Annotated in this window: 31 protein-coding genes; 14 read left to right on the top strand and 17 right to left on the bottom strand. The window is 67.8% G+C overall.

The features are described from left to right. Positions 1–7 precede the first annotated feature (7 nt). From C2862_RS06410 to C2862_RS06395, 4 genes are all read right to left on the bottom strand, one after another. A complete protein-coding gene (locus C2862_RS06410; RefSeq protein ID WP_136219274.1) occupies positions 8–700 on the bottom strand; it encodes an amino acid ABC transporter permease in 693 nt (230 codons plus the stop codon). Between the two features lie 2 nt (positions 701–702). Further along, entirely contained in the window at positions 703–1536 is an 834-nt protein-coding gene (locus C2862_RS06405; protein WP_136219273.1) for an ABC transporter substrate-binding protein, read from the bottom strand. A 163-nt stretch (positions 1537–1699) separates the two neighbouring features. Further along, on the bottom strand, positions 1700–2512 hold the full coding sequence (locus tag C2862_RS06400) for a hypothetical protein (protein WP_136219272.1): 813 nt from the start codon (positions 2510–2512) through the stop codon (positions 1700–1702). A gap of 100 nt (positions 2513–2612) precedes the next feature. Next, on the bottom strand, positions 2613–3920 hold the full coding sequence (locus tag C2862_RS06395; RefSeq protein WP_136219271.1) for a S8 family serine peptidase: 1308 nt from the start codon (positions 3918–3920) through the stop codon (positions 2613–2615). A 105-nt stretch (positions 3921–4025) separates the two neighbouring features. Here C2862_RS06395 and C2862_RS06390 point away from each other — a divergent pair, with 105 nt between their 5' ends. The 3 genes from C2862_RS06390 (at position 4026) to C2862_RS06380 (ending at position 5761) form a co-directional block, all read left to right on the top strand. Further along, a complete protein-coding gene (locus tag C2862_RS06390; RefSeq protein ID WP_136219270.1) occupies positions 4026–4511 on the top strand; it encodes an RNA polymerase sigma factor in 486 nt (161 codons plus the stop codon). Further along, complete coding sequence (locus C2862_RS06385) at positions 4508–5275, top strand: anti-sigma factor (protein WP_136219269.1); 768 nt, start codon at positions 4508–4510, stop codon at positions 5273–5275. Before C2862_RS06390 ends, C2862_RS06385 begins: the two co-directional genes overlap by 4 nt. Positions 5276–5374: 99 nt before the next feature. Continuing rightward, positions 5375–5761, top strand: coding sequence for a cupin domain-containing protein (locus tag C2862_RS06380; protein ID WP_136219268.1), 387 nt, complete (start codon positions 5375–5377; stop codon positions 5759–5761). A gap of 83 nt (positions 5762–5844) precedes the next feature. On the opposite strand, the gene C2862_RS06375 is transcribed toward C2862_RS06380, so the two are convergent. The 5 genes from C2862_RS06375 to C2862_RS06355 all read right to left on the bottom strand — a co-directional run bounded on the left by C2862_RS06375 (position 5845) and on the right by C2862_RS06355 (position 9001). Continuing rightward, complete coding sequence (locus tag C2862_RS06375) at positions 5845–7116, bottom strand: RNA polymerase sigma factor (protein WP_136219376.1); 1272 nt, start codon at positions 7114–7116, stop codon at positions 5845–5847. After that, on the bottom strand, positions 7116–7526 hold the full coding sequence (locus C2862_RS06370; protein ID WP_136219267.1) for a VOC family protein: 411 nt from the start codon (positions 7524–7526) through the stop codon (positions 7116–7118). Before C2862_RS06370 ends, C2862_RS06375 begins: the two co-directional genes overlap by 1 nt. Before the next feature lie 25 nt (positions 7527–7551). Further along, positions 7552–8091 (bottom strand): SRPBCC family protein, encoded by a 540-nt coding sequence (locus C2862_RS06365; protein WP_136219266.1) that lies wholly within the window; start codon positions 8089–8091, stop codon positions 7552–7554. Positions 8092–8101: 10 nt separating this feature from the next. Next, complete coding sequence (locus C2862_RS06360) at positions 8102–8536, bottom strand: YciI family protein (RefSeq protein WP_136219265.1); 435 nt, start codon at positions 8534–8536, stop codon at positions 8102–8104. 108 nt (positions 8537–8644) lie between these two features. Continuing rightward, positions 8645–9001 carry a YciI family protein gene (locus C2862_RS06355; RefSeq protein ID WP_136219264.1) on the bottom strand — a complete coding sequence of 119 codons (357 nt, stop codon included), beginning with the start codon at positions 8999–9001 and terminating at the stop codon, positions 8645–8647. A 230-nt stretch (positions 9002–9231) separates the two neighbouring features. Between C2862_RS06355 and C2862_RS06350 the strand changes: the two genes are divergently transcribed. The 3 genes from C2862_RS06350 (at position 9232) to C2862_RS06340 (ending at position 10787) form a co-directional block, all read left to right on the top strand. Continuing rightward, positions 9232–9624: a hypothetical protein gene (locus C2862_RS06350; protein WP_136219263.1), complete on the top strand. Its 393-nt coding sequence runs from the start codon at positions 9232–9234 to the stop codon at positions 9622–9624. Positions 9625–9733: 109 nt separating this feature from the next. Beyond that, a complete protein-coding gene (locus C2862_RS06345; protein ID WP_136219262.1) occupies positions 9734–10270 on the top strand; it encodes a M23 family metallopeptidase in 537 nt (178 codons plus the stop codon). 10 nt (positions 10271–10280) lie between these two features. Then, positions 10281–10787 (top strand): ankyrin repeat domain-containing protein, encoded by a 507-nt coding sequence (locus C2862_RS06340; RefSeq protein ID WP_229467312.1) that lies wholly within the window; start codon positions 10281–10283, stop codon positions 10785–10787. Positions 10788–10801: 14 nt separating this feature from the next. Here C2862_RS06340 and C2862_RS06335 read toward each other — a convergent pair whose 3' ends face one another. Beyond that, positions 10802–12901 (bottom strand): bifunctional diguanylate cyclase/phosphodiesterase, encoded by a 2100-nt coding sequence (locus C2862_RS06335; RefSeq protein ID WP_136219260.1) that lies wholly within the window; start codon positions 12899–12901, stop codon positions 10802–10804. A 205-nt stretch (positions 12902–13106) separates the two neighbouring features. Here C2862_RS06335 and C2862_RS06330 point away from each other — a divergent pair, with 205 nt between their 5' ends. Then, positions 13107–14183 carry a serine hydrolase gene (locus tag C2862_RS06330; protein ID WP_168710014.1) on the top strand — a complete coding sequence of 359 codons (1077 nt, stop codon included), beginning with the start codon at positions 13107–13109 and terminating at the stop codon, positions 14181–14183. A 10-nt stretch (positions 14184–14193) separates the two neighbouring features. Here C2862_RS06330 and C2862_RS06325 read toward each other — a convergent pair whose 3' ends face one another. Then, positions 14194–15321, bottom strand: coding sequence for a branched-chain amino acid ABC transporter substrate-binding protein (locus C2862_RS06325; RefSeq protein ID WP_136219258.1), 1128 nt, complete (start codon positions 15319–15321; stop codon positions 14194–14196). Between the two features lie 58 nt (positions 15322–15379). After that, complete coding sequence (locus C2862_RS06320; protein ID WP_136219257.1) at positions 15380–15901, bottom strand: GNAT family N-acetyltransferase; 522 nt, start codon at positions 15899–15901, stop codon at positions 15380–15382. Between the two features lie 150 nt (positions 15902–16051). Here C2862_RS06320 and C2862_RS06315 point away from each other — a divergent pair, with 150 nt between their 5' ends. The 5 genes from C2862_RS06315 to C2862_RS06295 all read left to right on the top strand — a co-directional run bounded on the left by C2862_RS06315 (position 16052) and on the right by C2862_RS06295 (position 20039). After that, the gene (locus tag C2862_RS06315; RefSeq protein ID WP_136219256.1) at positions 16052–16402 is read left to right on the top strand and encodes a hypothetical protein; all 351 of its coding nucleotides are present in this window, start codon (positions 16052–16054) and stop codon (positions 16400–16402) included. Positions 16403–16777: 375 nt separating this feature from the next. Next, positions 16778–18451: a 2-isopropylmalate synthase gene (gene leuA / locus C2862_RS06310; protein WP_136219255.1), complete on the top strand. Its 1674-nt coding sequence runs from the start codon at positions 16778–16780 to the stop codon at positions 18449–18451. An 88-nt stretch (positions 18452–18539) separates the two neighbouring features. Beyond that, a complete protein-coding gene (locus C2862_RS06305) occupies positions 18540–19019 on the top strand; it encodes a hypothetical protein (protein WP_136219254.1) in 480 nt (159 codons plus the stop codon). Positions 19020–19026: 7 nt separating this feature from the next. After that, positions 19027–19671: a TetR/AcrR family transcriptional regulator gene (locus tag C2862_RS06300; protein WP_136219253.1), complete on the top strand. Its 645-nt coding sequence runs from the start codon at positions 19027–19029 to the stop codon at positions 19669–19671. After that, complete coding sequence (locus C2862_RS06295; protein ID WP_136219252.1) at positions 19668–20039, top strand: cytochrome c family protein; 372 nt, start codon at positions 19668–19670, stop codon at positions 20037–20039. The genes C2862_RS06300 and C2862_RS06295 overlap by 4 nt, the downstream gene beginning before the upstream one ends. 1 nt (position 20040) lies before the next feature. Here the strand turns inward: C2862_RS06295 and C2862_RS06290 are convergent, their stop codons facing one another. After that, positions 20041–20529 (bottom strand): MarR family winged helix-turn-helix transcriptional regulator, encoded by a 489-nt coding sequence (locus C2862_RS06290; RefSeq protein ID WP_136219251.1) that lies wholly within the window; start codon positions 20527–20529, stop codon positions 20041–20043. Positions 20530–20564: 35 nt separating this feature from the next. Between C2862_RS06290 and C2862_RS06285 the strand changes: the two genes are divergently transcribed. Then, a complete protein-coding gene (locus C2862_RS06285) occupies positions 20565–21290 on the top strand; it encodes a siderophore-interacting protein (protein ID WP_136219250.1) in 726 nt (241 codons plus the stop codon). 7 nt (positions 21291–21297) lie between these two features. Here C2862_RS06285 and C2862_RS06280 read toward each other — a convergent pair whose 3' ends face one another. The 4 genes from C2862_RS06280 to C2862_RS06265 all read right to left on the bottom strand — a co-directional run bounded on the left by C2862_RS06280 (position 21298) and on the right by C2862_RS06265 (position 25254). Further along, on the bottom strand, positions 21298–21966 hold the full coding sequence (locus C2862_RS06280; protein ID WP_136219249.1) for a glutathione S-transferase family protein: 669 nt from the start codon (positions 21964–21966) through the stop codon (positions 21298–21300). A 109-nt stretch (positions 21967–22075) separates the two neighbouring features. Further along, complete coding sequence (locus tag C2862_RS06275; RefSeq protein ID WP_136219248.1) at positions 22076–23641, bottom strand: S8 family serine peptidase; 1566 nt, start codon at positions 23639–23641, stop codon at positions 22076–22078. 185 nt (positions 23642–23826) lie between these two features. Further along, complete coding sequence (locus C2862_RS06270; RefSeq protein WP_136219247.1) at positions 23827–24303, bottom strand: acyl-CoA thioesterase; 477 nt, start codon at positions 24301–24303, stop codon at positions 23827–23829. Positions 24304–24384: 81 nt separating this feature from the next. Continuing rightward, positions 24385–25254, bottom strand: coding sequence for a MaoC/PaaZ C-terminal domain-containing protein (locus tag C2862_RS06265; protein ID WP_136219246.1), 870 nt, complete (start codon positions 25252–25254; stop codon positions 24385–24387). A 144-nt stretch (positions 25255–25398) separates the two neighbouring features. Here C2862_RS06265 and C2862_RS06260 point away from each other — a divergent pair, with 144 nt between their 5' ends. Beyond that, positions 25399–26496: a branched-chain amino acid aminotransferase gene (locus C2862_RS06260; RefSeq protein ID WP_136219245.1), complete on the top strand. Its 1098-nt coding sequence runs from the start codon at positions 25399–25401 to the stop codon at positions 26494–26496. Positions 26497–26577: the final 81 nt, after the last annotated feature.

The raw sequence follows: 26577 nt of genomic DNA, 5'->3' as shown, positions 1-26577 counted from the left end.
GGCCGCCTCAGGTCCGCACCGGGAAACGGCGCGCATACAGCTGCGCGGCCAGCGAGATCGCCAGCGAGACGGTGAGATAGGCCAGCGTCGCAAAGGTGAACGCTTCGACGCTGCGGAAGGTGGCCGTCTCGACACGGGCCGCCTGGTACATCATCTCGGCCGCGCCGATGACGGTGGCGACGCTGGTGTCCTTCCACAGGTTGACGGTTTGCGACAGCAGCGGCGGCACGGCGATGCGGATGCTTTGGGGCAGCAGCACCAGGCGCAGGCTGGCGATGCGGCCCAGGCCCAGCGAACGCGCGGCTTCCATCTGGGCTACGGGCACGGCGCGAATGCCGCTGCGGATGTCTTCGGCCATGTGCACGCCCGCGTACAGCGAGAGCGCGATGACGGCGCAAATGAATTCGGGGTTGCTGTCGTAGAGGGCGAGCTTGAGCGTCTCGGGCAGCAGCTCGGGGAAGGCGAAGTACCAGAACAGCAGGTGCGCCAGCAGCGGCACGTTGCGGATGCCTTCGACCAGGCTGGCGCCGATCGCGCGCAGGACGCGGCTGTGCGAGGTGCGCATCAGCGCGATCGCCACGCCCAGCGGCAAGGCGATCACGAAGCTGGCGCCGAGCAGCTGCAGCGAGGTGAGGAAGCCCTGCACCAGCCAGTCGTGGTATTCGCCGGACCGGAGCAGGTTTGAATCGAAGAAGCTCAAACTCAGATCTTGTCGGTGTTAATCGTGAAGGTGCGCTTGGCGATGTTCGGACGCGTGCCCGGGCCGTACCACTTGTTGAACAGGGCGTTCGCCGCGCCGCTCGTCTCGAGCTCGCGCAGGGTGGCGTCGACCACCGCCTTCAGGCTCTTCTCGCCCTTGCGCAGGCCGAGCGCGATCGATTCGACGCCGATGCTGTTCGGGAGGATGGTGAAGTTCTTGGCGGCCGGGCCGAGCTTGCCGTAGTCGGCCAGCAGCGAGGATTCGTCGTTGACGTAGGCGATGCCCTTGCCCTGCTGCAGGGCCTGGAAAGCCTGCTGGGTGTTCTCGAAGGTGACGACGGTCGCGGTCGGGACGGCGGCGCGAATATTGGTTTCCTGGGTGCCGCCGCGCACGGTGACGACCTTCTTGCCCGCCAGCTGAGGCAAGGCGTTGATGCCGCTGGACGCGCGCACCATGACTTTCGAACCCGTGACGAAGTGGGTCAGCGCGAAATCGACCTGCGATTCGCGTTCCTTGTTGTGCGTGAGCGTGGCGGCCAGCACGTCGACGTGGCCCTGCTGCAGTTCGGGAATGCGGGCCGCGACCGACATCTGCTTGAACACGGGCTTGACCCCGAGCTTCTTCGCTACCGCCTTGGCGATGTCGACTTCGTAGCCGACCAGTTCGCGCGTCTTCGGATCGATGAAGCTGTTCGGCTCGTCGGTGCCGAGCACGCCGAAGACGATCTCGCCCTTCTTCTTGATGTCGGCCAGCTGGTCGGCGTGGGCGCCGTTCGCGAAGGCGAACTGGGCGGTAAGCGCAATCGCGCAGGCAAGCAGGGTACGGCGGTTGGCCATGAGATCTCCGACGGCATGAATAAACGAACCGTGAAGTATATGTCATGTGAATGACAGGGTGAAGGATCAAATTCCTATAAGAACATGTTCAACTGGCATAAAGGCGCGGCGCCGGGTAGTCGGCGCCGCGCCTGTTCGAAGCTTGCGGCTGGTCTTGCTTGCCTTATTTGCCGCCGGCAGTCTTGCCCTCGGCCTGGCCGCTACCCGAGGCGGAACCGCCGAGCGAGCCGCTGACCGAGCCCGAGGCCGGCAGCTGGGTTGCCTGTGCCTGGCCCGCCAGGCTGCGCGCGCCGCCAGCGACAGCCGCGCCGCTGGACTGGGCCGCGCCGCGTGCGTTGGCGGCGGTGCCGGCCGCATAGTCGCGGGTGGCGGCTACCTGGGTACGGGCGGCGCCGGCTGCCGGCGCGGCGGCCGCACGTGCACTGCCTGCCGCGCTGCCGGCCATGTCGCGGGCACCTCCGGCGAGGCCAGCGGAATTGAGGCTACCGGAAATGCCGGCGCCGCCAGCCGCGTTCCCGCTCGCTTTGCCAGAGGCGCCGCTCGGGGTTGGTGCGGCAGCCGCACCATTGGCGGGGGTGGTGCCGGCCAGGCCAGGCGCGCCGCGCGAGATGCCGCCGGCCAGGCCGGCGTCGCCACTGCCGCTACCGCTCGCCTGCGCGGCCCCGCTGCCGAGGGCGCCCGTCAGGCCGCCAGTCAGGCCGCCCGACGCGCTACCGCGGCCGCCGCCGGATGCATCGGCGCTCGCCGCGCGCACCGGTGCGCTGCGTTCGGCCGGCAACACACGCTCGGCGCGCCGCACGTCCGGCATCGGCGCCATCTGGCGGATCCCGCCAAAGCCACCGCCCATTCCGCCACCGATCATGCCGCCGACGGAGCCGCCCAGGGCGCCGCCTCCGAGCAACTGAGCCTGGGCCGACGCGGCGGCGGACAGGGCGAAGACGATGGCGATCTGGCGGACGATGTTTTTGGTGTTCATGGTGGTTTCTCCTGTTAGAGGCGCGCATCTGGCGCCGTTATCAGGAAAACGAACGAGCTCAGCCGTTTATTCCATCCACCCGAAAATATTTTTAAAATTGTTAGCGGAAGCGCCCGGGATCGACGCGCAAGGCGGTTCCGACTACGCCATGGCCGGTGGCATTGCTGACGGTGTCGCGCTCGCGCACCGCCTGGGACGCCAGCGCGGCGAGCGCGCGTGCGGCCCCGGCGCGGTCCGGCTGTGGCAGCGACTTGGCCAGCAGTCCCGCAACGAGCGGCGCCGCGAAGGAGGTGCCGCGCACCTGGCGGTACGGCGGCGAGCCGATAGCGGCGCTGACCATCTGGCTGCCGGGCGCCGCGAACATCACTTGCGAACCGCGCCCCGCTTCCGGCAGCGGCCGCCCCTGGCGGTCGACGCCGCTGACACCGACCACGCCCGGATAACTGGCCGGATACAGGGGCGGCGCGGCCGGACCGTCGTTGCCGACCGCCGCCACCAGAAGGTGCCCACGCGCGACCATCGCGGCCACGACCCGCTCGAGGGTCGCGTTGGGCGGCCCGACCAGGCTGATGTTGACCACGCCGACGCGCGAGCGCGCCATCCAGCCGAGGGCGCCGGCGATCTTGTCGGCCGAACCGCCGGCCGGGCTGTCGCAATAGATATCGGCCGCGAACAGGCGGGTGCCGGGGGCGGCGCCGCTGAAACGTTCGGAGCGCCCGACCAGCAGGGCCGCCACCGCCGTGCCGTGCGGCGCCGGGTGGCGCGTCCCGTCGCAGCCGAAGGATTCGATGGCGGCATCCTCGAACACCGGATGCGCGACGTCGACGCCGCTGTCGACCAGGCCGACCGCCCCGCTGCCGCCGGGCTTGCCGCTAGCGTCCTGCCCGGGCGCGCCGCCGGCCACGGGCAGCCCCGCGCTGCCGGTATAGATATGGTTGAAATCGTAGGAGCCGCCCGGGTCGAGCGCGCGCAGGCGTGCCAGGGCCTCGCTCGTGGCCAGGTCGTCCGGCACGCGCAGCACGACCAGCGATTCGCCGAGTTCCTCGAAGCGTTCTTCACGCACGACCTGGAAGCCCAGCCCGGCCGCCATGCGCAGGGCCGCCTCGCTCGGCGAATTGGCCAGGATCTCGCGCCGCACGACCGGCGCGCCGCGCGGATCGGCTTCCAGCACGGCGCCGTGGCGCAGCAGCAGGGTCTTGATAGCGTCGAGGCGCAGGCCGCGCAGGTCGCCCGGCACGGTGCGCTCGAGGAAGCGCTCGGCGGGGCGCACCAGACCGTCCAGCCCAGGTGCGCCGAGTGGCTGCGGCAGGTTCAGGCCGGGCAGGCGCAACTGGGCCTGGGCGGCGCCGGCGCCGCACAGAAGCAGCAGGCAGGCCAGGTGCCTGGCAAGGAAACGAAGGCGGTTCATGGTCGCGATCATAAAGGATAGAAAGTGTTCTGTATGAAAAACGTTCGACGGATGGAATAAAATCCATGCCGCCGACGTTTTATTCATGTGAACCATAGAAACCCCATGCTTGCCAACGAACTTGCCGCCCTGCTGCCCCGGATGCGACGCTTTGCGCGTTCGATCACTTTCCACCGGGAAGACGCCGATGACCTGGTCCAGGTCGCGATGGAGCGCGCGCTCGGCCATAGCGAGCAATATTCCGAAGGAACCCGGCTCGACAGCTGGCTGTTCCGCATCATCCGCAATGCCTGGATCGATGAAGTGCGCAGCCGGGTCCGGCGCGACGCCGTCTTCGCTCCCGAGGAAGAAGGCGAGCACGTCGGGCACGACAGCCTCGAAGCCCACAGCCAGCGCCTGGCCGTGCAGAAAGCGATGAGCCTGCTGTCCGAGGAGCACCGGATGGTCATCGGCCTGGTGCTGGTCGATGGCCTGCCCTACAAGGAAGCTGCCGCGGTGCTCGAGATCCCGATGGGCACGCTTACCAGCCGCCTGGCCCGCGCCCGTGAGGCCCTGCAGAAACTGTTGTCCGAAGAAAGAGCCGCATCATGAACCGCACCTCTAATTACCCCGACGAAATCCTGATGGCCTATGCCGACGGCGAACTGGACGAACCACAGCGCAGCGAAGTCGAGCGCGCCGTGCGCGCCGATCCCGCCCTGGCCGCCGCTGTCGAACGCCACCGCGCGCTGCGCAAGGACGTGTTCGATGCTTTCGCGGGCGTGCTTGACGAACCGGTGCCCGGCCGCCTGCAGGCTGGGACAACCAACGCGCCCGGCAAGGTGCTCTCGCTCGACGCCGCGCGCAACGCCCGCGCCCGCAGCAGCGCGGCGGCGCCGAGCGCGCCGCGCCCCGCCGTCTGGCCGCGCTGGACCGCGCTGGCCGCGACCCTGGTGCTCGGCGTACTGGCCGGCAGCGCGTGGTTCAGCGGCGCCGACAGCGACGCCGGCTATATCAGTGCCGACGCCAGCGGACGCCTGGCTGCGCGCGGCCAGCTGGCGGGGGCCTTGTCGCGCCAGCTGGCGAGCGATCCGGCGCCGAACAGCCCGGTGCGCATCGGCGTCAGCTTCGCCACCCGCGACGGCGGCTACTGCCGCAGCTTCAGCGTCGGCGCCAGCGCCGGCCTGGCCTGCCGCAGCGGCGAGAGCTGGCACATCCCGGTGCTGAGCGAAGCGGTGACGGCAAGCGGCGCCTACCGCCAGGCCTCCAGCAGCACGCCGGAAGCCGTGCTGGACGCGATCGACGACCGCATCGCCGGCGAGACCATGAACGCGGCCGCCGAACGCGTGGCGCGCGAGCGCGGCTGGAAGCGCTGAGCAGGCGCCGCCGGCAGCTTTCGAGCCCGTGCTATACAATCAACTCCACCCGGCGCCCTCCCATTGTCGAGCGGGCGCCGCATCGAATAGGAGAAGAATATGTCGGGCTACAGCATCAACATTGAAGAAAAAACCCTCGCGGGCAACAACTTCCGCGAAGTCCTGTACACCACCCAGCGCAGCCAGCTGGTCATCATGACCCTGCAGGCCGGCGAGGAAATCGGCCTCGAACACCACGAAGGACATGACCAGTTCATCCGCGTCGAAGCGGGCGAAGGCGTGGCCATCCTGGACGGCGAGGAACACAGGCTGGAGGACGGCGTCGCCGTCGTGATCCCGGCCGGCACCGAGCACAACGTCATCAATACCTCGAAGACCGAGCCGATGCGCCTGTACACCCTGTACACGCCGCCCGAGCATCCGGACGGTATCGTGCACGCGACCAAGGCGGAAGCGGACGAGTACGAGAAGCAGCACGGACATTGATGCCGGTGGGTGAGCGTACGGCGCAGTGAGGCGTAAGGTGGGCGGCTTGTCCGCCCACGCGTTCAGCGCCGAGACACTTCGTCTCAGTTTTCGGCGTTCGCTCGTGCCCGCTCCTCAAGCAAGGCCTTTTCGCGCGCATTCGACGCCATCCCGGCAGCACGCAGGAACTCGGAACTCGCCTCGTCACGCCGCCCCAGCTTTTCCAGCAAATCCCCCCTCACCGCCGGCAGCCACTGGTAGCGCGCCAGCGCCGGATCGCCCGCCAGCGTATCGACCAGCGCCAGGCCCGCCGCCGGCCCCTCGGCCATCCCGACCGCCACCGCGCGATTGAGCTCGACCACGGGCGAGGGACTGACCCGCGCCAGCTCCCCGTACAGCGCCGCGATGCGCGACCAGTCCGTATCCGCCGCAGTGCGCGCCCGCGCATGGCAGGCGGCGATCGCGGCCTGCAGCGTGTAGGGTCCCGGCGGTCCGAGCAGCTCGGCGCGGGCCAGCGCCGCCAGGCCGCGCCGGATCAGGATGCCGTCCCAGCGCAGGCGGTCCTGGTCCAGCAGCAGCACCGGCCTGCCCTCGCGGTCGACCCGCGCCGCGGCGCGCGAGGCCTGCAGTTCCATCAGCGCCGCCAGGCCCTGGGCCTCGGGCTCGCGCGGCGCGAGCTGGGCCAGCATGCGGCCCAGGCGCAGGGCTTCGTCCATCAGGGCCGGGCGCATCCAGTCGCCGCCGCTGGTGGCCGTGTAGCCTTCGTTGAAGATCAGGTAGACCACCTCGAGCACCGAGCCGAGCCGGTCCGCCAGTTCGGCCGCCGGCGGCAGCTCGAACGGTACCCGCGCCTGGCCCAGGCTGCGCTTGGCACGCACGATGCGCTGGGCAATGGTCGGTTCCGGCACGAGGAAGGCGCGCGCGATCTCTCCGGTGCTCAGGCCGCCCAGCAGCTTCAGGGTCAGCGCCACCCGCGCTTCGGTACTGAGCACCGGGTGGCAGGCCGTGAAGATCAGGCGCAGCAGGTCGTCCTGGATCGGATCGTTGCGGGCCGCATCAAGTTCATCCACAAAATCCGGCACGATGTGCGCCTCCAGCGCTTCCAGGTCCTGGCCGATCTGCGCGCATTTTTCCTGGTAAGACTTTTCGCGCCGCAGATAATCGAGCGCGGCGTTCTTCGCCGTGCGCATCAGCCAGGCGCCCGGGTTGTCGGGAATGCCGGACGCCGGCCAGTGCTCGAGCGCGGCCACCAGCGCGTCGCCGGCCAGCTCCTCGGCCAGGCCGATGTCGCGCACCAGGCGTGCGACGCCGGCCACGATCTTGGCGGACTCGATGCGCCAGACGGCGCCGATCGCCTGGTCGACCGCGCCGCGCATCAGGCGTGAGGCGGTAACGCGGCGGGATCCATCCACGACAGCTCCCACACGTGCCCGTCCAGGTCCTCAAAGCCGTGCCCGTACATGAAGCCGTGGTCCTGCTTCGGGTTCGGCGCCCGGCCGCCCGCCGCCAGCGCCTTGGCCACCAGGGCGTCGACTTCCTCCCTGCTCTCGCAGGACAGGCAGGTCAGCACCTCGGTCACTTCGCGCGCGTCGGCGATCGGCTTGCTGGTAAAGCCCTCGAAGAAACGCTCGACCAGCAGCATGGCGAAGATGTTCTCGCCGATGATCATGCAGGCCGCGTCCTCGTTGCTGAACTGCGGATTGAACCCGAAGCCGAGGCTGGAAAAGAAGGCGCGGCTGCGCGCCAGGTCTTTGACGGGCAGGTTGACGAAAATCTGTTTGTGCATGGCGTGATCCTTATCCGTTGTTGTTTCAGGCCGCTTTGGCCGAAGAGGCCGCTTCGGCCTGCTCCTTGAGGGCCGCCAGCCCGGCTTCGAACTCGCGGCCGCACATGCGGTCGGAATCGAACAGCAAGCCCATGAGTTTGGCGACGAAGGAGCTGCGTCCGTACATGACCCAGGTCACTCCGGTGCCCTGCACACCCGGCGCGAGCAGGAATTCGATGGTGTTCTCGCAGCGGATCGGCGCCGCCATGCTCAGCTGCATCGTCACCTTGCCCGGCACGGCATCGACGATCGCCAGCCGACCGCGCCCGGCAGCGCCGGGTCCGGCGAATTCGTAGGCGGCGCCGGCTCCCTGCTGCGGGCCGCTGTAGCTCAGCGTCAGGGATTTTCCCTTGGCGAATGGGTTCCAGGTATTGAAGCGGCGCAGGTCGCCGATCAGGGCCTCGATCCGCTCCGGCGGCGCGTCGATGTGCAGGCTGCGCTCGATCCGGAAGGTGTCCGGACGGCGCCAGGCCGCGAACGCGGCAATCGCGGCCAGGGTCGCAAGCAGCAACAGGATGGTCGTCATGGGCCGCTCCTCAGGCCGCGGACTGCGGCTGGACCACGGAACCGGCTTCCAGCTCGCGGAAGCGTTCCAGGGTCTCGGTTTGCGGGAAGTCCTCGAGCTCGAAGACACGGCGCACCTCGATTTCCGCGTCGAGCCCCTCGCCGCGCGGATTCGGGAAGCGGCGCGCCCACTCGAGCGCCTCTTCCGGGCTGCGCACGCTGATCATGGAATAGCCCGCGATCATTTCCTTCGACTCCGTGAAGGGGCCGTCGATCACGCTGCGCTCCTTGCCCTGGTAGCGGATGCGCCAGCCCTGGCTGCTCGGGTGCAGGCCGTTGGCGTCGAGCAGGACGCCGGCGCGGGCCAGTTCGCCGTGGTAGTCGGCCATGGCGGCGAGCAGGTCTTCGCCCGGCATGCAGCCGGCTTCGGACTCGGGGGTGGCTTTGACGATGATCATGTAACGCATGCTGGTCTCCTCGAGGAACGGGACGCGGCCCCTGCCGCGTTTCTACCGTCTACATGCACACGACGAAGGGGGCGGCCCGAATTCGACACGCCGCGCAAAAATAGTTATTCAGGACTCGTAACAGGGTGCCAGTGCCCGCACCTCGACCGTCGCCCATTCGGCCGCCGGGCAGCGCGCGGCCAGGGCCACGGCTTCCTCGTGGGTGGCGACGTCGACGTGAAAGAAGCCGCCAATCATCTCCTTGGCCTCGGCAAAAGGGCCGTCGACGGCGCTGGTCTTGCCGCCGGCCACCTGCACCCGGGTCGCACGGCTCTGCGGCGCCAGCGATTGCGCGCCCAGCAGCACGCCCTCCTCGCGCAGCGTGTCGCCGAAGCGCAGCATGCGGTCGTAGAGCGCGCGCCCTTCCTCTTCCGTGCGGGTGGCGCGCTGGCCGACGGCTTCGTGGATCAGCAACATGTACGACATCGAATTTCTCCGGAAAGATGGTCATAAGAGCAAGCAGTATGCAATGCCCAGGCGGTCGAGTAAAGCACCGGGGACCGCAACGCAAGCCCGCTTCGCTCAATCGTGCGCGCCATGATAAGGATGAGATCGCGTCCGACTCCTCCTACAAGGCCCCCTCCCATGCGCCTATTGTCGCTCCACAGTGCGGGGTTACCATCAAGGAACCATTCACCGACAAGCAGGAGGCAGCCATGGCAGAGAACAAGGGCAAGGGCACGAAGGGCCGCAACTACGATGAACTGACCGGCGTGGGCACGAGCAGCGCCGGCATCACGGGCACGACGGGCAACCTGAACACGGGCACGCGCGACGGCGGCATCGGCATGCCGTCCAGCTCCGACAGCGGCAACCGCGCCGGCAACCGCCAGTCCGCGGAGCTTGACGATGCCGACGACGGCGACACCACGCCGGCCCTCGGCCGCGGCACCCGTTCGAATCGCGGCCGGCAGCAAGGCAGCCAGGACAATCAAAGCCGCCAGGGCGGCAGCCAGAGCGGCAACAAGCAGAGCGGATCAGGCAGCGGAAACGCGCAGGGTGGCCTCGGCCACAGCCTGGACCAGGACGTGATGGGCAAGGAACAATAAACCCGCGCAGCGCGCTCCCGAGGGGCGCCTGTATTCCGGCGAACGTCCCGTTTGAGCTGCGGGCGTTCGCATCGTGACGTCCGGCGTCCGCGCCGATCTCCGAGGCTCCATGCGTATCCTGATCCGCAGCGCCCTCCTCGCCGCCCTGCTGCTGGGCGGCTATGCGCTGCTCGGCCCGTACATCAAGCAGATGCTGTACGCGATGCGGCTGGCGGCGATGCCGGTGCCGGCCTCGCTGCCGGTGCCGGTGCGCGGCGTCGCGCCGCGCCAGTTGCGCGATACCTGGCATGGCGCGCGCAGCGAAGGCCGCAGGCACGAGGGCATCGACATTTTCGCGAAACGGGGTACGGCGGTGCTGGCCGCGACCGAAGGGATCGTCCTGCGCGTGGGGACCAACCGGCTCGGCGGACAGGTGGTCTGGGTCCTGGGGCCGGGCGGCCAGCGGCATTATTATGCGCACCTGGACCGCTATGCCGATATCGACAAGGGCCAGCGCGTACGGCCAGGGACCATTCTCGGCTACGTCGGCACGACGGGCAATGCCAAGGGGACGCCGCCGCACCTCCATTACGGGATCTACGAGATGGATGGGGCGATCAATCCGTATCCGATGTTGCGGCCGCAAGGGGCCGTTGCACAGCGTTGAAGGAGATATGATGCAACTTGATGACGACACCCTCGACTTCGCCCGCAGGGTGTTCCAGTATGCCCGCACGGGCGAAACCGCGCCGCTGGCCGACCTGCTGGCCCAGGGCCTGCCCGCGAACCTGCGCAACGAGCGCGGGGACAGCCTCTTGATGCTGGCCTGCTACCACGGCCACCTGGAGACGGCGCGCGTGCTGCTCGAGCACGGCGCCGATCCGGAACTGCTGAACGACGCCGGCCAGACTCCGCTCGCGGGCGCCGCCTTCAAGGGCGATGCCGCCGTGGCGGCCCTGCTGCTGGAGCGCGGGGCGGTGGTCGATGCGGCCGGCCCGAACGGCAAGACCGCCTTGACGATCGCGGCCATGTTCAACCGCGTCGAGATGATGCGCCAGCTGATCGGGCATGGCGCCGACCCGCGGTCGGTGGACGCGGCCGGCATGCCGATCCGCGAGGCGGCGGCGAAGATGGGCGCCGTCGAAGCGGTCGACTTCCTCAACCAGCTCCTGGAGCCAAGGTGACGGCCTAGTGGCGCTCAGTGGCGAGACCGCAGGAACTCGGTCGCCATCGCCGCCGGCATCGGGTGGCTGAACAGGAAGCCCTGGAACAGGTCGCAATCGCAGGCGGCCAGCTTCTCGTGCTGCTCGAGCGTCTCGACACCCTCGGCCACCACGTGCATGTCGAGCTTGTGAGCCAGGGCCATGATGCCGGCGCACAGGTCCGCGTCCTTGGTGTCGCTGGCGACGTTGCGCACGAACGAGCGGTCCAGCTTCAGGTAGTTCACCGGCAGCTGGCGCAGGTAGGACATCGACGAGAAGCCGGTGCCGAAATCGTCGATCGACAGCGCCACGCCGCCATCGCGCAAGCGGTTGAGAATGGCAATGGCCAGATCCGGATCGGACATCATCATCGATTCGGTCAGCTCCATCTCCAGGCAGCCGGGATCGATGCCGTGCTCGCGCATCAGGTCGAACACATAGTCGGGCAGCGTGGCGCTGGTCAGCTGGCTGGTCGAGAGGTTGACCGCGATCGGGATCGTACCCAGGCCGGCGTCGCGCCAGGCCGCGATCTGGCGGCAGGCCTGCTCGATCACCCAGCGCCCCAGGTGCAGGAGGAGCCCCAGCTGTTCGGCCAGCGGGATGAAGTTATCGGGGGCGACCAGGCCGACGCCGGGCCGGTTCCAGCGGATCAGGGCTTCGAAGCCGGCGATGCTGCCGTCGCGCCGCATCTTCGGCTGGTAATGCAGCGCGAATTCGCTCGTACCCATGGCGGCGCGCAGGTCGCGTTCGAGTTCGACCCGGCGCGCCACCGTGGTCCCGAGTTCGGGCGAATAGAAGCGGTACTGGTCGCGCCCGTTGTCCTTGGCCGAGTACATGGCCGCCTCGGCGCGCCCGAGCAGCTCGGCCGCGCCGTACTGGCTGGCGTTCGACAGGCTGATGCCGGCGCTGAAGGTCAGGTGCAGGGGCTGGCGCAGCAGCGTATAGGGCTGGGCCAGGAAGGCCCGAATCTGCTCCAGCTGGCGCGCCACTTCCTCGATCGTGGCGGCGCGCGGCAGGGTAAAGGCGAATTCGTCGCCCGACAGGCGCGCCAGGCTGCCCAGCGCCACGTTGCACTGCTGCAGGCGCTGGCCGACCAGCTGGATCAGCTGGTCGCCGATGCCCTGGCCGTAATTGTTGTTGATGTACTTGAAGCCGTCGAAGTCGATGATCACGACGGCCAGCCGGGTGCCGTGCAGCGCCGCCATCACCAGCTGCTCCTCGAGCGAAGACTCGAACATGCCGCGGTTGGCCAGGCCAGTGAGCGAATCGGTGATGCGTTCGTGCTCGAGCCGGGTGCGCAGGCCGCGCAGCTCGGTGATCTCGGTCGAGAACCCGATCAGGCAGACCGGATGTCCAGGCAGCTGCAGCGCTACCTTGCGCGACCGGAAATGGTGCTTGCAGCCGTCGGCGCCGATGATGGTCTCCTCGCGCACTTCGTCCCCTTCGCCGGCGAACACCTGGGCATCATATTCGACCACCCGCGCGGCGATCTCGGGCGGCATCAGCTCGCGGTCGGTGCGCCCGATCAGGTCGGGCAGCTCGCGCGCATACAGGGCCAGCACCGGGCCGTTCGCGTACATGTAGCGGCCCTGCTGGTCCTTCAGGTAGATGGCGGCATCGACGTTCGACAGGATGGTGTTGAGCAGGTCGTTGCGCTCGATGAGCTGGTCCACGGCGCGGCGCTGGTCGGTGACGTCGGTCGAGATGCCGCACAGCCCGCGCACGCGGCCGCGGGCATCGAACAGGGGAATCTTCACGGTACGAAAGCTGCGGCAGCTGCCATCGCGCATGCACACCACTTCCTCGGCGTCGACCTTCTCGCCGCTGTCGAGTGCCTGGCGGTCGGTGGCGGCAATATCGGAGACGGCCACGTCCACGAAAGGCGCATCGGTCTGGCCGACCACGCTGGCCGGATCGGTGCCGAAGGCCGCGGCCAGCGCCTTGTTCGCGAACAGGTAGCGCCCTTTCCGGTCCTTCACGTAGAACAGCGCGTCCAGGTTGTCGACCAGGGTCCACAGGTTCTGCAGCTGCGCCGGATCGACCTCCGCGGCCTTGGCGGAGGCCGGTCCATCGATCGATGCCTGCTGTTTCTTCATCCTGCCTGTCCTCCAGCGATGTGGGCGCCTGCCGTCCGTGCTGGACGCATGCGCTGCCGCCAGTGTAGCGCCACTGTGGCCCGTTTCGGCGGGTCAAGGACGCGCACCGTGAAAACGCTGCAAATCAGCAACAGGCGTCGGCAGCTTGCAGCCTTGGCAAGATATTTACGCTACTCTGTTGCCTGCCAAAACATTGAGGATGCCCATGTCCCGCCTTTCCTGCGCGCCGCTGCGCCGTCGCTGCCTGTCACTCGCCCTGCTGGCCGCCCTCTCCGCCTGCGCCGGGCTGCCTCCCGGGAAGCCGACGGCCAGTATCCTCGACACCCACGTTCCGGCCGGCTATAACGGCGTGGTGCTGGTACGGGCCAGCCGGGCCGACGCGCCGGTCGTCAAGACCTGGGGCCAGGCGCAATTCGAGACGCCGGCCGCCTTCGCCGCGGACACGCCCTTCATGGTCGGCTCGGTCTCGAAGTGGATCACGGCGGTGACGGTGCTGCGCCTGGCCGAACAGGGCAAGCTGGACCTCGACCAGCCGATTACGACCTGGCTGCCGGAACTGCCTGCGGCCAGCCGCGCGGTGACCCTGCGCCACCTTCTGTCGAACACGAGCGGCATCGAGCGCGGGCTGACGCTGGCGCTCAAGCGCGATCCCGGCCTCGAACGCCTGATGATCCCGGCCCGGGAAGCGGCCCTGCGCTTCGGCAGCGGGCCGCTACTCTTCGCGCCGGGCACGCGCTTCGACTATTCGTCGACCAATTGGGTGATCGTTGCCGGCATCGTCGAGCGCGTCACCGGAGAACCCTTCACGCGTGCGGTCGTGCGCCTGGTGCTCGAGCCGGCCGGCGTACGCCAGACCGGCTTTGCCAGCCTGGACCCGGCCGGCACGCCGCGCCTGGCCCTGGCCTACGGCAGCGAGCGGACGGCGCGCAAGATGCCGGCCGCGCCGCCGATGGCCGCCGCTGCCGGCACGGTCTACAGCAGCGCGCAGGACCTCGTGAAGATTGCGGACCTGGTCTACAGCGAACGTTTGCTGAGCGCCGCCTCGCGGCGCGAACTGATGTCCGTGCAGCATGCACCGGAAGAGTATGCGCTGGGTGGACGCGTGAAGCAGGTAGGGAACGCCACCCTGGCATGGGAAAGCGGTGTGATGGGCGGCTACAAGAGCTTGCTGGCCTATGCGCCCGAGGATGGGCGCGCGGTGGTCCTGCTGAACAACACGGACATGGCGCAGTCCGAGCAGGCCAGGATCGCCCTGGCGCTGCTCGATGCCTTGGCGCAGTGAGATGCGGTGATTACTTGGTGACGGCCAGCACCGTGCGGCGCCCGCCCTTGAAGGTGTAGAGGGTGATGGTGCCGTCGCGGATGTCGCCACGCGCGTCGAAGGCGATCGGACCCGTGACGCCCTTGTACTGGATTTTCGCCAGCACCGGCAGGTACTGCGCCGGCGCCGTCGAGCCGGCCTTGCTCATCGCTTCGGCCATCGTCATCACGGCGTCGTAGGCATACGGTGCGTTGATCTGGACGTCGATGCCGAAACGCTTCTTGTAATCGGCACGGAATCGATCCAGGCCTGCACGGCCTGCCGCATCGACACCGCCCGCCTCGGCGCAGAACACCTGGTTATCAAGCATGGCGCCGCCGGAGAGCTTGTGGATCTCGTCCGAGCAGATGCCGTCGCCGCCCATCATCCTGACGTTCAGGCCGAGCTGCTTCATCTGGCGCAGCATCGGGCCGGCCACGGCGCTCATGCCGCCGAAGAAGACCAGGTCCGGCTTGGTCGCGCGGATCTTGGTCAGAATCGCATTGAAGTCGGTTGCCTTGTCATGCGTGAACTCGCGCGCCACCACCTGCGCGCCCTGCTGCTGCAGGCTCTTGCCGAATTCGGTGGCCAGGCCCTGGCCGTAGGCAGTGCGGTCGTCGATCACGGCGACGCGTTTTGCGCCCATGTCCTTCACGGCGTAGTGGCCGAGGGCGCGGCCGAGCTGGATGTCGTTGGCCACCACACGGAAGGCCGTATTGAAGCCTTGCTGGGTGTATTTCGGGCTGGTGCTCGAAGGCGAAATCTGCGGGATGCCGGCCTGGTGATAGATCTTCGAGGCCGGAATCGTGGTGCCGGAGGTTTCGTGGCCGACCACGCCGTTGACGCGCGCATCGACCAGCTTCTGGGCGACGCTGGTCGCCTGCTTCGGATCGCCGCCGTCGTCCTCGGCCACCAGTTCGAAGCGGACCTTCTTGCCCTTGATGCTGACGCCGCGCGCGTTCAGGGCTTCGATCGCCATGCGCGCGCCGTTCTCGGTGTCCTTGCCGAAATACGCGACCGGACCGGTCACGGCGGCCGAGTGGCCGATCTTCACGACTTCCTGGGCCAATGCCAGGCTCGATGCGGAAAGTAGCGCTGCCGCTACCAGGGTCTTCTTCATGCAATCCTCTAGATGTGACGTAGCGCGCTGAACGGGCGGCGCCAAAAGGGGCATGATATCAAGGATGAGCAGGACGCGTCATGTACAGGGCCGGCTCCGGATAGGTGGCCAGCGCAGCGCGCGCAGCGTGCGTATCGCACCCGGCAACGCGATAGCCGAGCCGCTCCCAGAAGCCGCGCGAGTCCTGCACCGAGACCAGGGCGCACCAGTCCAGGCGCGTGTCGCGCGCCTGCGCCAGCAGCTGCGCCGCCAGCCTGCGGGCCAGGCCGAGGCCCGTGGCTTCGGGAGCCACCGCCAGGTCGTGCAGGTAAAGCGCATCGCCTTGCGGATCGACCTCGAAGTGCGCGTCCAGCGGCGTCACCGCGCCTAGGCGGCTGCGGTAGGCGAAGACATACCCCAGGATTGCACCATTCTGGTGCACCGCGACAAAGGAGGTGTCGCCGGCCTGTTCGATGCGCGCCGCTACGACCGTTGCCGGCTCCTGCATCGCCGGCGGATAGCAGGCCGCCTGCACCTGCAGGACCGCGTCGAGATCGGCGGCACGGACGGGGCGCAGCGTGGCTTGAGAAGCGTGGGACATGAAGCGAATGACGAGGGCAAAGGCAGCATCCTAGCCGGATGCGGCCGCTTTGCCCAGCGGGTCCGTGCGCGGCGCCGCGGCGGCTTGCGGCATACTGGAGCGAAGCATGCGGCGCCACAGGGTACACGATGCGCCGCCCGAAGGAGTTCCATGACGACCCAGCACCCAGGCGGCGCCGGCGCCGAGCTGCGCTTTCGCACCCTGCTCTACCGCTTCATCTTTTTCGACTGGCTGTTCCAGGACGTCGGCGGCGCACGCACGGCCATCGAACGCCATGCCGCTACCCAGCACAACCGCCGCATGAGCAAGTACCTGCCGGTCTACATGCGCCGCTGGTCCTTCCTCACCGTACTCGATTTCGCGCTCGGCTTCCTCGTCGAGCGGGCCCTGCAGGCGACGCTGCTGTCGGCCTGGTTTTATACCTGGACCTGCATCACGGCCACCGGCACAGTAGTGATTGCCGTCGCCTGGATCTTTCTGACCCAACCGCAGCAACCGTGATGCGCTGCACAACAAACGCTTGACAGGCTTGCAGCTTCGCGGCTAGAGTCAAGTCAATGACCTCCCAACTGCATCTGTCGACTGTCCTGCCAAACGCCAGCGTCCTATCGCTAGCGCTACTACTACGCGCCTGATTTTCCCTCGCGTTCCGGCCCTGCCGGTGTTCAAAGTAGTCACAGGAAGTTTGCACCGATGTTCGAATTCCAGCACTCCATCTCCTTGTCCCACTCGCTGCCGATCGCAGCCCGTGCCTACGTTCGTCTACTGCTAAAACTACCGATCGGTTGCCGGGCCTAGCGTCTCGTGGCCCGTCCGGCAGCCTCTCGCCACTCCCGCGCCGATCCCGGCATCCAAAGACTTAGCAGGAGTACGAACATGTTGAACAACCCATCCGCCAAATACCGTCCTTTCCCCGCCGTCGCGCTTGAGAACCGCCTGTGGCCCGGCAAGACCATCACCCATCCGCCGATCTGGATGAGCACCGACCTGCGCGACGGTAACCAGGCCCTGATCGAGCCGATGAGCCCGGAGAAGAAGCTGCGCTTCTTCGAGATGCTGGTCAAGATCGGCGTGAAGGAAATCGAGGTCGGCTTCCCGTCCGCCTCCCAGACCGACTTCGATTTCGTGCGCATGCTGGTCGAGGAAGACCGCATTCCCGAGGACGTCACCATCATCGTCCTGACCCAGGCGCGCGACGAACTCATCCGCCGCACCGTCGAGTCGGCGGCCGGCGCGAAGCGCGCCATCGTCCACATCTACAACTCGGTGGCGCCCGTGTTCCGCCGTGTGGTGTTCGGCATGGAACAGGAAGAGATCGTGCAGATCGCCGTGAACGGCACGCGCCTGATCAAGGAGCTGGTGGCGCAGCACCCGCAGACGCAATGGGGCCTGGAATACTCGCCCGAATCCTTCTCGACCACCGAGCTGGAATTCTCGAAGCGCATCGTCGACGCCGTCAGCGCCGTGTGGCAGCCGACGCCCTCCAACCCGATGATCGTCAACCTGCCCTCGACTGTCGAAGCGAGCACGCCCAACGTCTACGCCGACCAGATCGAATGGATGTGCCGCCATCTGGAGCGGCGCGACTCCCTCGTCATCAGCGTCCACCCGCACAACGACCGCGGCACCGCGGTGGCGGCGGCCGAACTGGCCGTGCTGGCCGGCGCCGACCGCGTCGAAGGCTGCCTGTTCGGGAACGGCGAGCGCACCGGCAACGTCGACCTGGTCACGCTGGCCCTGAACCTCTACACCCAGGGCGTGCACCCGGGCCTGGACTTCTCCGACATCGACAGCGTGCGCCAGCTGGTCGAGGAGTGCAACCAGCTGCCGGTGCACCCGCGCCATCCGTATGCGGGCGACCTGGTGTTCACCGCCTTCTCCGGCTCGCACCAGGACGCGATCAAGAAGGGTTTTGCCGTGCAGCCGAAGGACGGCATCTGGGAAGTGCCTTATTTGCCGATCGACCCGGCCGACCTCGGACGCAGCTACGACGCCGTGATCCGCGTGAACAGCCAGTCCGGCAAGGGCGGCATGGCCTACCTGCTGGAGCAGGAATACGGGCTGCAGCTGCCGCGGCGCCTGCAGATCGAATTCTCGCGCGTGGTGCAGCAACTGGCCGACAGCAGCGGCCGCGAAATCGCCGCCGGCGACATCCACGCCCTGTTCGCGCGCGAGTACCTGGAACAGGAAGCGCCGTACCGCTATGTCTCGCACCGCATGAGCGAAAATACGGCCGCCAGCGAACCGGTGCAGGTCGAAGTCAGCGCCATCGACGGCAAGGTGCAGCGCGCCCTGCGCGGCAGCGGCAACGGTCCGATCGACGCCTTCGTCAATGCCCTCGGTCTCGACGTGCGCCTGATGGACTACCACGAGCACGCGATCGGCTCGGGCGCGAATGCGCGGGCGGCCTGCTATGTCGAGCTGCGCGTGGGGAGCGGCCCGACGCTGTTCGGCGCCGGTATCGACAGCAACATCGTCACCGCCTCGTTCAAGGCCGTGCTCTCGGCCGTGAACCGGCAGCTGGCGGCCGTACCGGCGATGGCGGCCTGAGCACAGGGAAAGATGCGAACCGGGACATGGGTATAATCGGCGCAGCCGCGCCGTCCCGGCCCGGTACGTCCTTTTCCGGAACCAGCCGATGAAACAAGCCCTGTCCCTGCTGTTGTTGCTGCCCCTTTCCGCCCTGGCCGACGACGCCGCCGTCCTGAAATGCCGCGCCCTCCCCGACGCCGCCAGCCGCCTCGCCTGCTACGACGCGATGCCGGTCGGCGCCGCGCGCGTCGCCGCGTCACCGGCTGCCGCAACCGCTGTCGCACCCGCCGCTGCACCCGCCGTCGCCGCCACCCCGGAGCAAAGCTTCGGCCTGCGGCCCGCCGTGCAGAAGAAGGAAGTGCAGGCCGAGACCATCCACAGCACGGTGGCCGGCAAGATCGACGGCTGGTCTGTCGGCTCCCGCATCAGCTTGGCCAACGGCCAGGTATGGCGCGTCGTTGACGGCGACGCCGTTCTCCCCGTGCTGACCAACCCGAAGGCGCAAGTCTCGCGCGGCCTGCTGGGCGCCTACTTCCTGCAGATCGTCGGCCACAACAGCACGGCGCGCGTCACGCGCGTCCAGTAAGCGCGCGATGAAGAAAACCGAAGCGCGGCGCACCGCCATCCTGGCCGCGGCCGCCGAGGTCTTCCAGGAGTCGGGCTACGAGCGCAGCGCAATGTCCGACATCGGTACGCGCACCGGCTTTTCGAAGACCACGGTGTACGGCTACTTCCCCTCGAAGGAAGCGCTGCTCACGGCGCTGGCCGAGGAAGCCACGGAGCGCGGCGTCGGCGCCGTGCAGGCGGCGCTTGCCGCGCACGATGCGGACATCGGCGCGACGCTCGAGCGCTTCGCCGACGCCTACCTGTCCTTTGCGCTGTCCGCGCCCGTGTGCACCCTGCGCCGCGTGCTGGTGGCTGCGGCCGGCCGCATCGAGCTCGATCCGCGCTGGCGCGACCTGGGCGCGGCGCGTATCAATGCCGCGCTGGCCGCCTGCCTGCGCGCGCAAATGGATGCAGGCAGCCTGCAGCGCGGCGACGCGCACCGCGCCGCCCAGCAATTCAAGGCCCTGCTGGAAGCGCCCTGGTTCGAGCGCGTGTTATTCGACCAGGGCGCGGGACCGGGCCCTGGCCAGGTCGAACAGGACGCCCAGTTCGCCGTTGCGACCTTCCTGCGCGCCTGGGCACCCGGATCCCAGCCCGGTGCGCGCCCGCTGCCGCCCGACGACGCGTCATGAACACCATCGCCCTCTTCCTGCTCGCCTGCGCGCCCTTCGCCGCGAGCGCCGCCGACCTGGCCAACGGCCAGCGCCTGTTCGCCTCGCGCTGCGCGTCCTGCCACGCCGTCGGGCCCTCGGCGCGCGCCGGCTTCGGCCCGCAACTCAACGCCGTGATCGGCCGCCGCGCCGGCAGCACGCCGGATTTCCGCTATTCGACGGCCATGGTGAAGTCGGGCATAGTCTGGAACGACAAGACCCTGGCCGCTTTCCTCGATGCGCCTGGCGACCTGGTTCCGGGCACCAAGATGCGCTTCTGGGGCATGAGCGATGCGAAGCAGGTCGGCGACCTGCTGGCCTACCTGCGCAGTATCCCGCCGGCGCGCTGATTCAATCCTTGCCGGTCGCGTCGAGGTTGGCGCGCACCCGTTCCAGCAAGGCCAGCAAGCTGGCGCGCTGGGCGTCCGGCACGCCCGCCAGCGCCTCCTCGGCCGCCGCCGCGCCGTGGCGATGCCGGAGCGCGTGCAGCGCTTCGCCACTGGCGGAGAGACGCAGGCGCGTGCTGCGCCGGTCCGCCTCGTCGGCGCGCGCCTCCAGTAATCCCCGGTCGCGCAGCGCGCGGATCAGCCGCGTCAGCTGGGCCTTGTCGCGCCCCGAATGCGCGACCAGGTCGCTCAGCGTCGCATCCGGATGGCGCGCAAAAAAGCCCAGCACCTTGCCTTCCATGTGGGTCAGCGCGGCCTCCGCATCGGCATCGGCATCGGCGGGCGCGCGCATCTGGCGCGCACGGTAGAGGTGCATGATGGAATGGATGGCCTCGAACACGTCCTGCCCCGAGGGCACACGGTTTTGGTTGACTTTATCAACGGGTTTTCTCATAATAGGGGACATTATCAACCAAATTCAGGATCCATATGGAACAGGTTCATGGCAGGACCATCCGGCGCGTACGTTACGAACTGCATCGGCGCGAAGTCGTCGTCACGCGCGTGGAGCCGCTCGGCGCCCACTTCAAGGCCATCACCTTCCACGCCGACTCGCTTGCCGGCTTCCTCTCGCTTTCCTTCGACGACCACGTGAAATTCATGTTCGCGGGCGCGGACGGCGAGGAGGTGCGGCGCGACTATACGCCGCGCCGCTTCGACGCACAAGCGCGCGAGCTGACGATCGAATTCGCGCTGCACGGCGACGGCGCTTGCGCGAACTGGGCGCGCCGCGCGCAGCCGGGCGACCAGGCCATCATCGGCGGCCCGCGAGGCTCGATGATCATCCCGCTCGACTACGACTGGCACCTGCTGGCGGGCGACCTGAGCGCGCTGCCGGCGATGCGGCGCCGCCTGGAAGAACTGCCGGCAAACGCGCGCGGGATCGTGGTGGCCGCTGCGCCCGAGAGCGATCGCCTGCCCTTCGCCGGCGCGGCCGAGGTGCATTGGATCGAGGATGGCGACGCGCTGGCCGAAGCCGTGAGCGCATTGACGCTGCCGCCTGGCGACGGCTTCGCCTGGGCCGCCGGCGAGGCGCAGGCCGTGAAACGCCTGCGCGAGGTGCTGGTGCGCGAGAAGGCCCTGCCGAAAGAGGCGATGCGGGTGTCGGCTTACTGGAAGCGTGGCGCCACCAACCACCACGAAAACCTGGAGTAAGCCGGGCTTATGGGAGTGTCAGTGGCGCCGGCAACGTACTGACGCCCTGCTCGCGGGCCGCCGCCGCTTCCGCTTCCTGCGCGCGGCGAAACGCCGGGCGCTCCTTCAGGCGCGCCAGGTAGCGCGCAAGCGCCGGCGCAAATTCGTCCGCCAGGCCCAGATAGTCCGCCAGCAGCAGCGCGTAGCCGACCGAGATGTCGGCCATCGTGAAACGCTCGCCGCAGAGGTATGTACGGCCCTCGAGGACAGGCTCCAGCGTGCGCAGCCGGCCCAGGAACCAGCGCGTGTAGTCGGTCACCACCTGTGGCGCGCGGCGTTCAGGCGCCTCGAAGCGTCCGTAGCGCAGGATCAGCGTCTGCGGGAAGGTCAGCGTCGCCTCGCCGAAATGCAGCCAGTTCAGGTAGGCGCCGAATTCCGGCTCGCCTGGCGCCACGTCGAAGCGGCCCTCGCCATAACACGCCGCCAGGTACTGGCAGATCGCGCTGGACTCCGTCATGCGAAGCTCGCCGTCGAAGAATCCCGGTACGGTGCCCAGCGGGTTGACGCTCAGGTAGCCGCGGTCCAGCGCGCGCGGCGGGAACGGCAGCATCTTCAATTCATACGCGAGCTCCAGTTCTTCCAGCGCCCAGAGGGGCCGGAAGGAACGCGCGGCGACGCAGTGAAAAAGGGTGATCATCAGGCAGGCCTCGTGGTCGGGATCGATGCGACAACCCGTTTATACCATGCCGGCGACAAGAAAAAAGGACGCCGAAGCGTCCTTCCTTGTATCGCTTCGGGCGAGCCGATTACTTACCGCAGCCCAGCGACTTGATACGGTCGTAGGCCGCCTTGGCCTGCACCAGTCCATAGCCGTACTTGGTGTCGCGGCCGGCCGTGCCCAGGTCGAGCGCGCTGTTGTCCAGCGAGGTGCGCATCTGGGCCGCGGTACAGGTCGGGAAGTAGCTCCACACCAGCGCGGCAACGGCCGAGACGTGCGGCGTCGCCATCGAGGTGCCGTCGTAATAGGCGTAGTTGCTGGCCTTGACGGTCACGGTCGCGCTCTGGCCCAGTTTGGCTTTCATCGCCGCGCCGTCGGTGTCCGAGGCCGTGACCGAAGGGATGCCGGTCACGGTGGTGCCCAGCGTGCCGCCGAAGGCGCCGGCCACGTTGTTGTAGATGACCGCGCCGACGCCGCCGCTGCTCTGGCAGTTCTGCACCTTGACCGCGAAGTCGATCGTGCCGCGCTGAATCAGGCAGACCTTGCCCGAGACGGCGCTATTGACCTTGTCGCCGAGGCCGAAGTCGGCCAGCGGCGCGGTCGCCGTTTTCAGGGGCGAGCCTTCCATCGCACCGGCGGCGTAGCTGGTGCCGCCCACGGCCAGGGCGGCGTCGATGCCGGCGCCAGTCGGCACGGTCGAGAGCACGCTCACGCCGGGGCCGGACAGTTCGACCTTGCTGTTGTACTGCGAGAAGTCGGCCCACTGCTTGTTCTCGTCGAGCGCGCCGACCATCACGACGCTGGCATAGCCGGCCGGATAGGACACGACGCGGTTGCCGTCGTTACCGGCCGCCGCGACGCTCAGCACGCCTTTCGCGTACAGGGAGTCGAACGCTTTCTGCTCGGTCGTGCTCTTGCGCCCGCCGCCCAGCGACATCGAGATCACGTTGGCGCCGGCCGCGCCGCACTTGTTGGCGGCCGAGGCCAGGGTCGAGGAATAGGCCCAGCCATCGGCGCCGAAGACCTTCACGATGTGCAGTTTCAGCTGCTTGTTCGCGTTGACGCCGACCACCCCGACGCCGCTGTTGTTGATCGCGGCGATGGTGCCGGCGACGTGGGTGCCGTGGTGGTTTTCGTCGGTGTACCACCAGCCGGTGCCGGCGTCGTATTCGCCGGTCAGGTTGTTACCCGACAGGTCTTCATGGTTGCGGTCGATGCCGGAATCGATGATGCAGACCTTGCGGTTCGCCGCCGCGCTGTCGGACAGCTGGTCGGCCTGCACCAGCTTGATGCCGTAGGGGACCAGCTGGCCGCTCGCATACGGCGTGCCGGTCGACGGCGTGGTCAGGGCGAAGGGCTTGCGGATCACGTCCTCTTCGATGTATTCGACATTCGGATTGTTCTCGAGGCCTTTCAAGGCCACGGCCGGAACCTCGATCGCCATCGCGTTCATGCCGAAGATCTCGTGCTTGACCGAGCCTTTGGCGGCGCTGACGACGCCCTTCAGCGCCGCCTTGGCGCCGGGTTTGAAGGCCACGATGACGCGGGTGGTATCGGGTGCGGCGGCCTGGGCGCTGCCGAAGACGCCGGCCGCCACAAGGGCGGCCAGGCAGATGCTGAACGAGTGCGATGCGCGAGTATCTTGACGTGCCATGAGTCTTCTCCGTGTGAATACCTATGATGTCGCCCGCTTGCCGCTGCGGGTGCGTGTTCTCCGCTCACATTTGTAGGAATGTGATTGGTCAAGTGTATTTGGAAAACTCAGGCGTGGGTAAACAACTCGTCTATTGTGTGAACGAAAACAGACTCGGCAGCAAAGCACGTTTTCGCATGGAAAGTTCAGGGCTTCCTGCCGTGCAGCGCTTTACGCGAGGCCTTGCGTTCCTCGGCCTTTTCGAAGCGCCGCTTCTGCTCTTCCGTCTCCGGCACCAGCGGCGGCACCGCCTGCGGCTTGCGGTTGGCGTCCACCGCCACCATCGTGAAATAGCAGCTGTTGGCGTGGCGCTGGGTGCGCGCCTGGATGTTCTCGGTGACGACGCGGATGCCGATCTCCATCGAGCTGGTGCCCGTGTAGTTGACCGAGGCCAGGAAGGTCACCAGTTCGCCGACGTGGATCGGCTGCAGGAACATCACCTGGTCCACCGAGAGTGTGACGACATAGGAGCCCGAATAGCGGCTGGCGCAGGCGTACGCCACGCTGTCGAGGAATTTCAGGATGGTCCCGCCATGGACGTTGCCGGAAAAATTGGCCATGTCGGGGGTCATCAGGACCGTCATCGTCAGTTCGTGGATGGGTCTTCCCTGGTGGTCGTTCATGTCGTTCCCGGTGGTCTGTGGATGGAGATACAGGCCATTGTACGAGGCTTTCCGCGTCTTTACTTTCGGCCCTGCAATTTTTCAGGCCAGGGTGTACGCCCCCTCCGCCGCCAGTGCCTCGCCGCAGGACAGCGCATAGCGTCCGGGCGCGTTACCGCTCGTCAGCACGACGGTCGAGCCCAAGGGCACCGGCGCCGTGAAGCGCACCGACATCGCACTCACCCGCCGCCCCGCCGCGGCTTCGAGTGCCGCGCAGCTGCGGGCCACCGAATGCATGCCGTGGATGATCGGTGCAGGCAGGCCCAGCAGGCGCGCGCTCCAGCGCGTCAGGTGGATCGGGTTCCAGTCGCCGGAGACGCGGGCGTAGGCGCGTCCGCTCGACGGCGGCAGCGTCCAGCTGTCGATCACGCTGCCGGGCTGGACGGCCGGGACCTGGCGCGCCCCTTTCCCGGAACGCTGGCCGCGCACGGCCAGGTACTTGCTGGTGCAGGTAAAAATGCGCTCGCCGCCGGCGCTGCCGGCCGTCTCGAGTGCGCAATAGACCGCGCCGGAACTGGTCGGCGGCAGGATGTCGATGCGGGTATCGAGCCGAATCGGCGTGTTTGCAGGTGGCGCCGCATGCGCCACCAGTTCGTTCTCGACGTGGACGATGCCGGCCAGCCGGTACGGAAAAGCATCCGTGAGCATGGTCGTCATGTGGGCGCGTTGGACCGGCAGGTACCACCAGGTGAGCGGCACGGCGCCGGGCGCGAAACCAAGCGCTGCGGCGTAACGCGCGACATGGGCGGCGTCGATGGCGGGCAGCGTGAAGCTGGAGGTCAAGGGACCGGGCGCGCTTGCCTGGGCGGGGCGCGGGCGCTTGGACAGGACCCGAAGTACCAGAGCGGGCCCCATGGGCGGCAAGGCTGGTGCAGCGCTTGATGTGGAAGCATTGGCGATCGATTGAAGCACGTTTTCTCCCTATGGACGCGAGTCAAGCGCAATCTTTCACCCGGCCGGGCGAACATTACGCTGTCAAAATGCCGTGTTTCATCGATAATACAGCCTGACGACGCACTAGCGCACTGTCGCGCACTTTCGTTTTTCGGAGATTGTATGAACAAATTTGGTCCATCGACCCTGTCGATCCAGCAAAGCCTGATGCCCCTTCCTACCCCCGAGCGCACCGCGCTGCTCGAAAACCCGGGCTTCGGCCGCGCGTTCAGCGATCACATGGTCACGATCCGCTACACCGAAGGCCGCGGCTGGCACGACGGCAAGGTCGAAGCGCGCGGCATGCTGCCGCTCGATCCGTCGACGATGGTGCTGCACTATGCCCAGGAGATCTTCGAAGGCCTGAAGGCCTACCCGCAGCCAGACGGCGGCGCCGCCCTGTTCCGCCCTGACGCCAACGCGCGCCGCTTCCGCAACTCGGCCACCCGCCTGGCGATGGCGCCGCTGCCGGACGAGCTGTTCCTGGAAGCCGTCCACGCCATCGTCAGCACCGACCGCGAATGGATTCCGAAAACCGAAGGTGCGGCGCTCTACCTGCGCCCCTTCATGATCGCCACCGAAGCGGCGCTGGGCGTGCGTCCTGCCGCCGAATACCTGTTCTGCGTGTTCGCTTCGCCGGCCGGTAATTACTTCAAGGGCGGCGCCGCCGGCGTGACCCTGTGGGTCTCCGAAAACTACATCCGCGCCGCACCCGGCGGCACCGGTGACGCCAAGTGCGGCGGCAACTACGCCGCCAGCCTGGCGGCGCAGGCCGAAGCCACGCGCCAGGGCTGCGACCAGGTCGTGTTCCTGGACGCCGTCGAGCGCAAGTGGGTCGAGGAACTGGGCGGCATGAACATCTTCTTCGTGTTCGAAGACGGTTCGATCCAGACCCCGCCGCTGACCGGCACCATCCTGCCGGGCATCACCCGCGATTCGCTGATCGTGCTGGCGCGCGATATGGGCATCACCGTGCGCGAAGAGCCGTACTCGATCGATCAGTGGAAGGCGGACGCCGCCAGCGGCCGCCTGACCGAGGCCTTCGCCTGCGGCACCGCCGCCGTCGTCACCCCGATCGGCAAGGTCAAGGGCAACGGCTTCGAAGCCGCGATCGGCAACGGCGAAGCCGGCCCAACCACCACCCGCCTGAAGTCGGCCCTGCTCGACATCCAGAACGGCCGCGCCGAAGACAAGCACGGCTGGATCCAGCGCGTGTTTTGACCTGGGCGGGGCTCAGGCTCCCAAAGGCACACGCGGCGGGCTGTTCTGCGAAAGACCACGAGCGATCGTGGTCTTTTTTTT

Origin of the sequence: Massilia sp. Mn16-1_5, from assembly GCF_004798585.1 — a bacterium.
In the GTDB taxonomy this organism is placed as follows: Bacteria; Pseudomonadota; Gammaproteobacteria; order Burkholderiales; family Burkholderiaceae_D; genus Telluria.
The sequence above is the reverse complement of the archived record's forward strand: the minus strand, read 5'-3'. Positions and strand labels throughout refer to the sequence as shown.

Coding starts and splice junctions, on each gene's coding strand:
- leuA (WP_136219255.1), top strand. CDS start 16,778: ATGTTGAACAACCCATCCGCCAAATACCGTCCTTTCCCCGCCGTCGCG.
- C2862_RS06365 (WP_136219266.1), bottom strand. CDS start 8,091: ATGACGACCATCCTGTTGCTGCTTGCGACCCTGGCCGCGATTGCCGCG.
- C2862_RS06385 (WP_136219269.1), top strand. CDS start 4,508: ATGAACCGCACCTCTAATTACCCCGACGAAATCCTGATGGCCTATGCC.
- C2862_RS06260 (WP_136219245.1), top strand. CDS start 25,399: ATGAACAAATTTGGTCCATCGACCCTGTCGATCCAGCAAAGCCTGATG.
- C2862_RS06395 (WP_136219271.1), bottom strand. CDS start 3,920: ATGAACCGCCTTCGTTTCCTTGCCAGGCACCTGGCCTGCCTGCTGCTT.
- C2862_RS06300 (WP_136219253.1), top strand. CDS start 19,027: ATGAAGAAAACCGAAGCGCGGCGCACCGCCATCCTGGCCGCGGCCGCC.
- C2862_RS06335 (WP_136219260.1), bottom strand. CDS start 12,901: ATGAAGAAACAGCAGGCATCGATCGATGGACCGGCCTCCGCCAAGGCC.
- C2862_RS06290 (WP_136219251.1), bottom strand. CDS start 20,529: ATGAGAAAACCCGTTGATAAAGTCAACCAAAACCGTGTGCCCTCGGGG.
- C2862_RS06325 (WP_136219258.1), bottom strand. CDS start 15,321: ATGAAGAAGACCCTGGTAGCGGCAGCGCTACTTTCCGCATCGAGCCTG.
- C2862_RS06350 (WP_136219263.1), top strand. CDS start 9,232: ATGGCAGAGAACAAGGGCAAGGGCACGAAGGGCCGCAACTACGATGAA.
- C2862_RS06375 (WP_136219376.1), bottom strand. CDS start 7,116: ATGCGCGGCGCGGTCGACCAGGCGATCGGCGCCGTCTGGCGCATCGAG.
- C2862_RS06270 (WP_136219247.1), bottom strand. CDS start 24,303: ATGAACGACCACCAGGGAAGACCCATCCACGAACTGACGATGACGGTC.
- C2862_RS06390 (WP_136219270.1), top strand. CDS start 4,026: ATGCTTGCCAACGAACTTGCCGCCCTGCTGCCCCGGATGCGACGCTTT.
- C2862_RS06380 (WP_136219268.1), top strand. CDS start 5,375: ATGTCGGGCTACAGCATCAACATTGAAGAAAAAACCCTCGCGGGCAAC.
- C2862_RS06280 (WP_136219249.1), bottom strand. CDS start 21,966: ATGATCACCCTTTTTCACTGCGTCGCCGCGCGTTCCTTCCGGCCCCTC.
- C2862_RS06345 (WP_136219262.1), top strand. CDS start 9,734: ATGCGTATCCTGATCCGCAGCGCCCTCCTCGCCGCCCTGCTGCTGGGC.
- C2862_RS06275 (WP_136219248.1), bottom strand. CDS start 23,641: ATGGCACGTCAAGATACTCGCGCATCGCACTCGTTCAGCATCTGCCTG.
- C2862_RS06285 (WP_136219250.1), top strand. CDS start 20,565: ATGGAACAGGTTCATGGCAGGACCATCCGGCGCGTACGTTACGAACTG.
- C2862_RS06305 (WP_136219254.1), top strand. CDS start 18,540: ATGAAACAAGCCCTGTCCCTGCTGTTGTTGCTGCCCCTTTCCGCCCTG.
- C2862_RS06360 (WP_136219265.1), bottom strand. CDS start 8,536: ATGCGTTACATGATCATCGTCAAAGCCACCCCCGAGTCCGAAGCCGGC.
- C2862_RS06370 (WP_136219267.1), bottom strand. CDS start 7,526: ATGCACAAACAGATTTTCGTCAACCTGCCCGTCAAAGACCTGGCGCGC.
- C2862_RS06315 (WP_136219256.1), top strand. CDS start 16,052: ATGACGACCCAGCACCCAGGCGGCGCCGGCGCCGAGCTGCGCTTTCGC.
- C2862_RS06400 (WP_136219272.1), bottom strand. CDS start 2,512: ATGAACACCAAAAACATCGTCCGCCAGATCGCCATCGTCTTCGCCCTG.
- C2862_RS06320 (WP_136219257.1), bottom strand. CDS start 15,901: ATGTCCCACGCTTCTCAAGCCACGCTGCGCCCCGTCCGTGCCGCCGAT.
- C2862_RS06405 (WP_136219273.1), bottom strand. CDS start 1,536: ATGGCCAACCGCCGTACCCTGCTTGCCTGCGCGATTGCGCTTACCGCC.
- C2862_RS06340 (WP_229467312.1), top strand. CDS start 10,281: ATGCAACTTGATGACGACACCCTCGACTTCGCCCGCAGGGTGTTCCAG.
- C2862_RS06355 (WP_136219264.1), bottom strand. CDS start 9,001: ATGTCGTACATGTTGCTGATCCACGAAGCCGTCGGCCAGCGCGCCACC.
- C2862_RS06295 (WP_136219252.1), top strand. CDS start 19,668: ATGAACACCATCGCCCTCTTCCTGCTCGCCTGCGCGCCCTTCGCCGCG.
- C2862_RS06330 (WP_168710014.1), top strand. CDS start 13,107: ATGTCCCGCCTTTCCTGCGCGCCGCTGCGCCGTCGCTGCCTGTCACTC.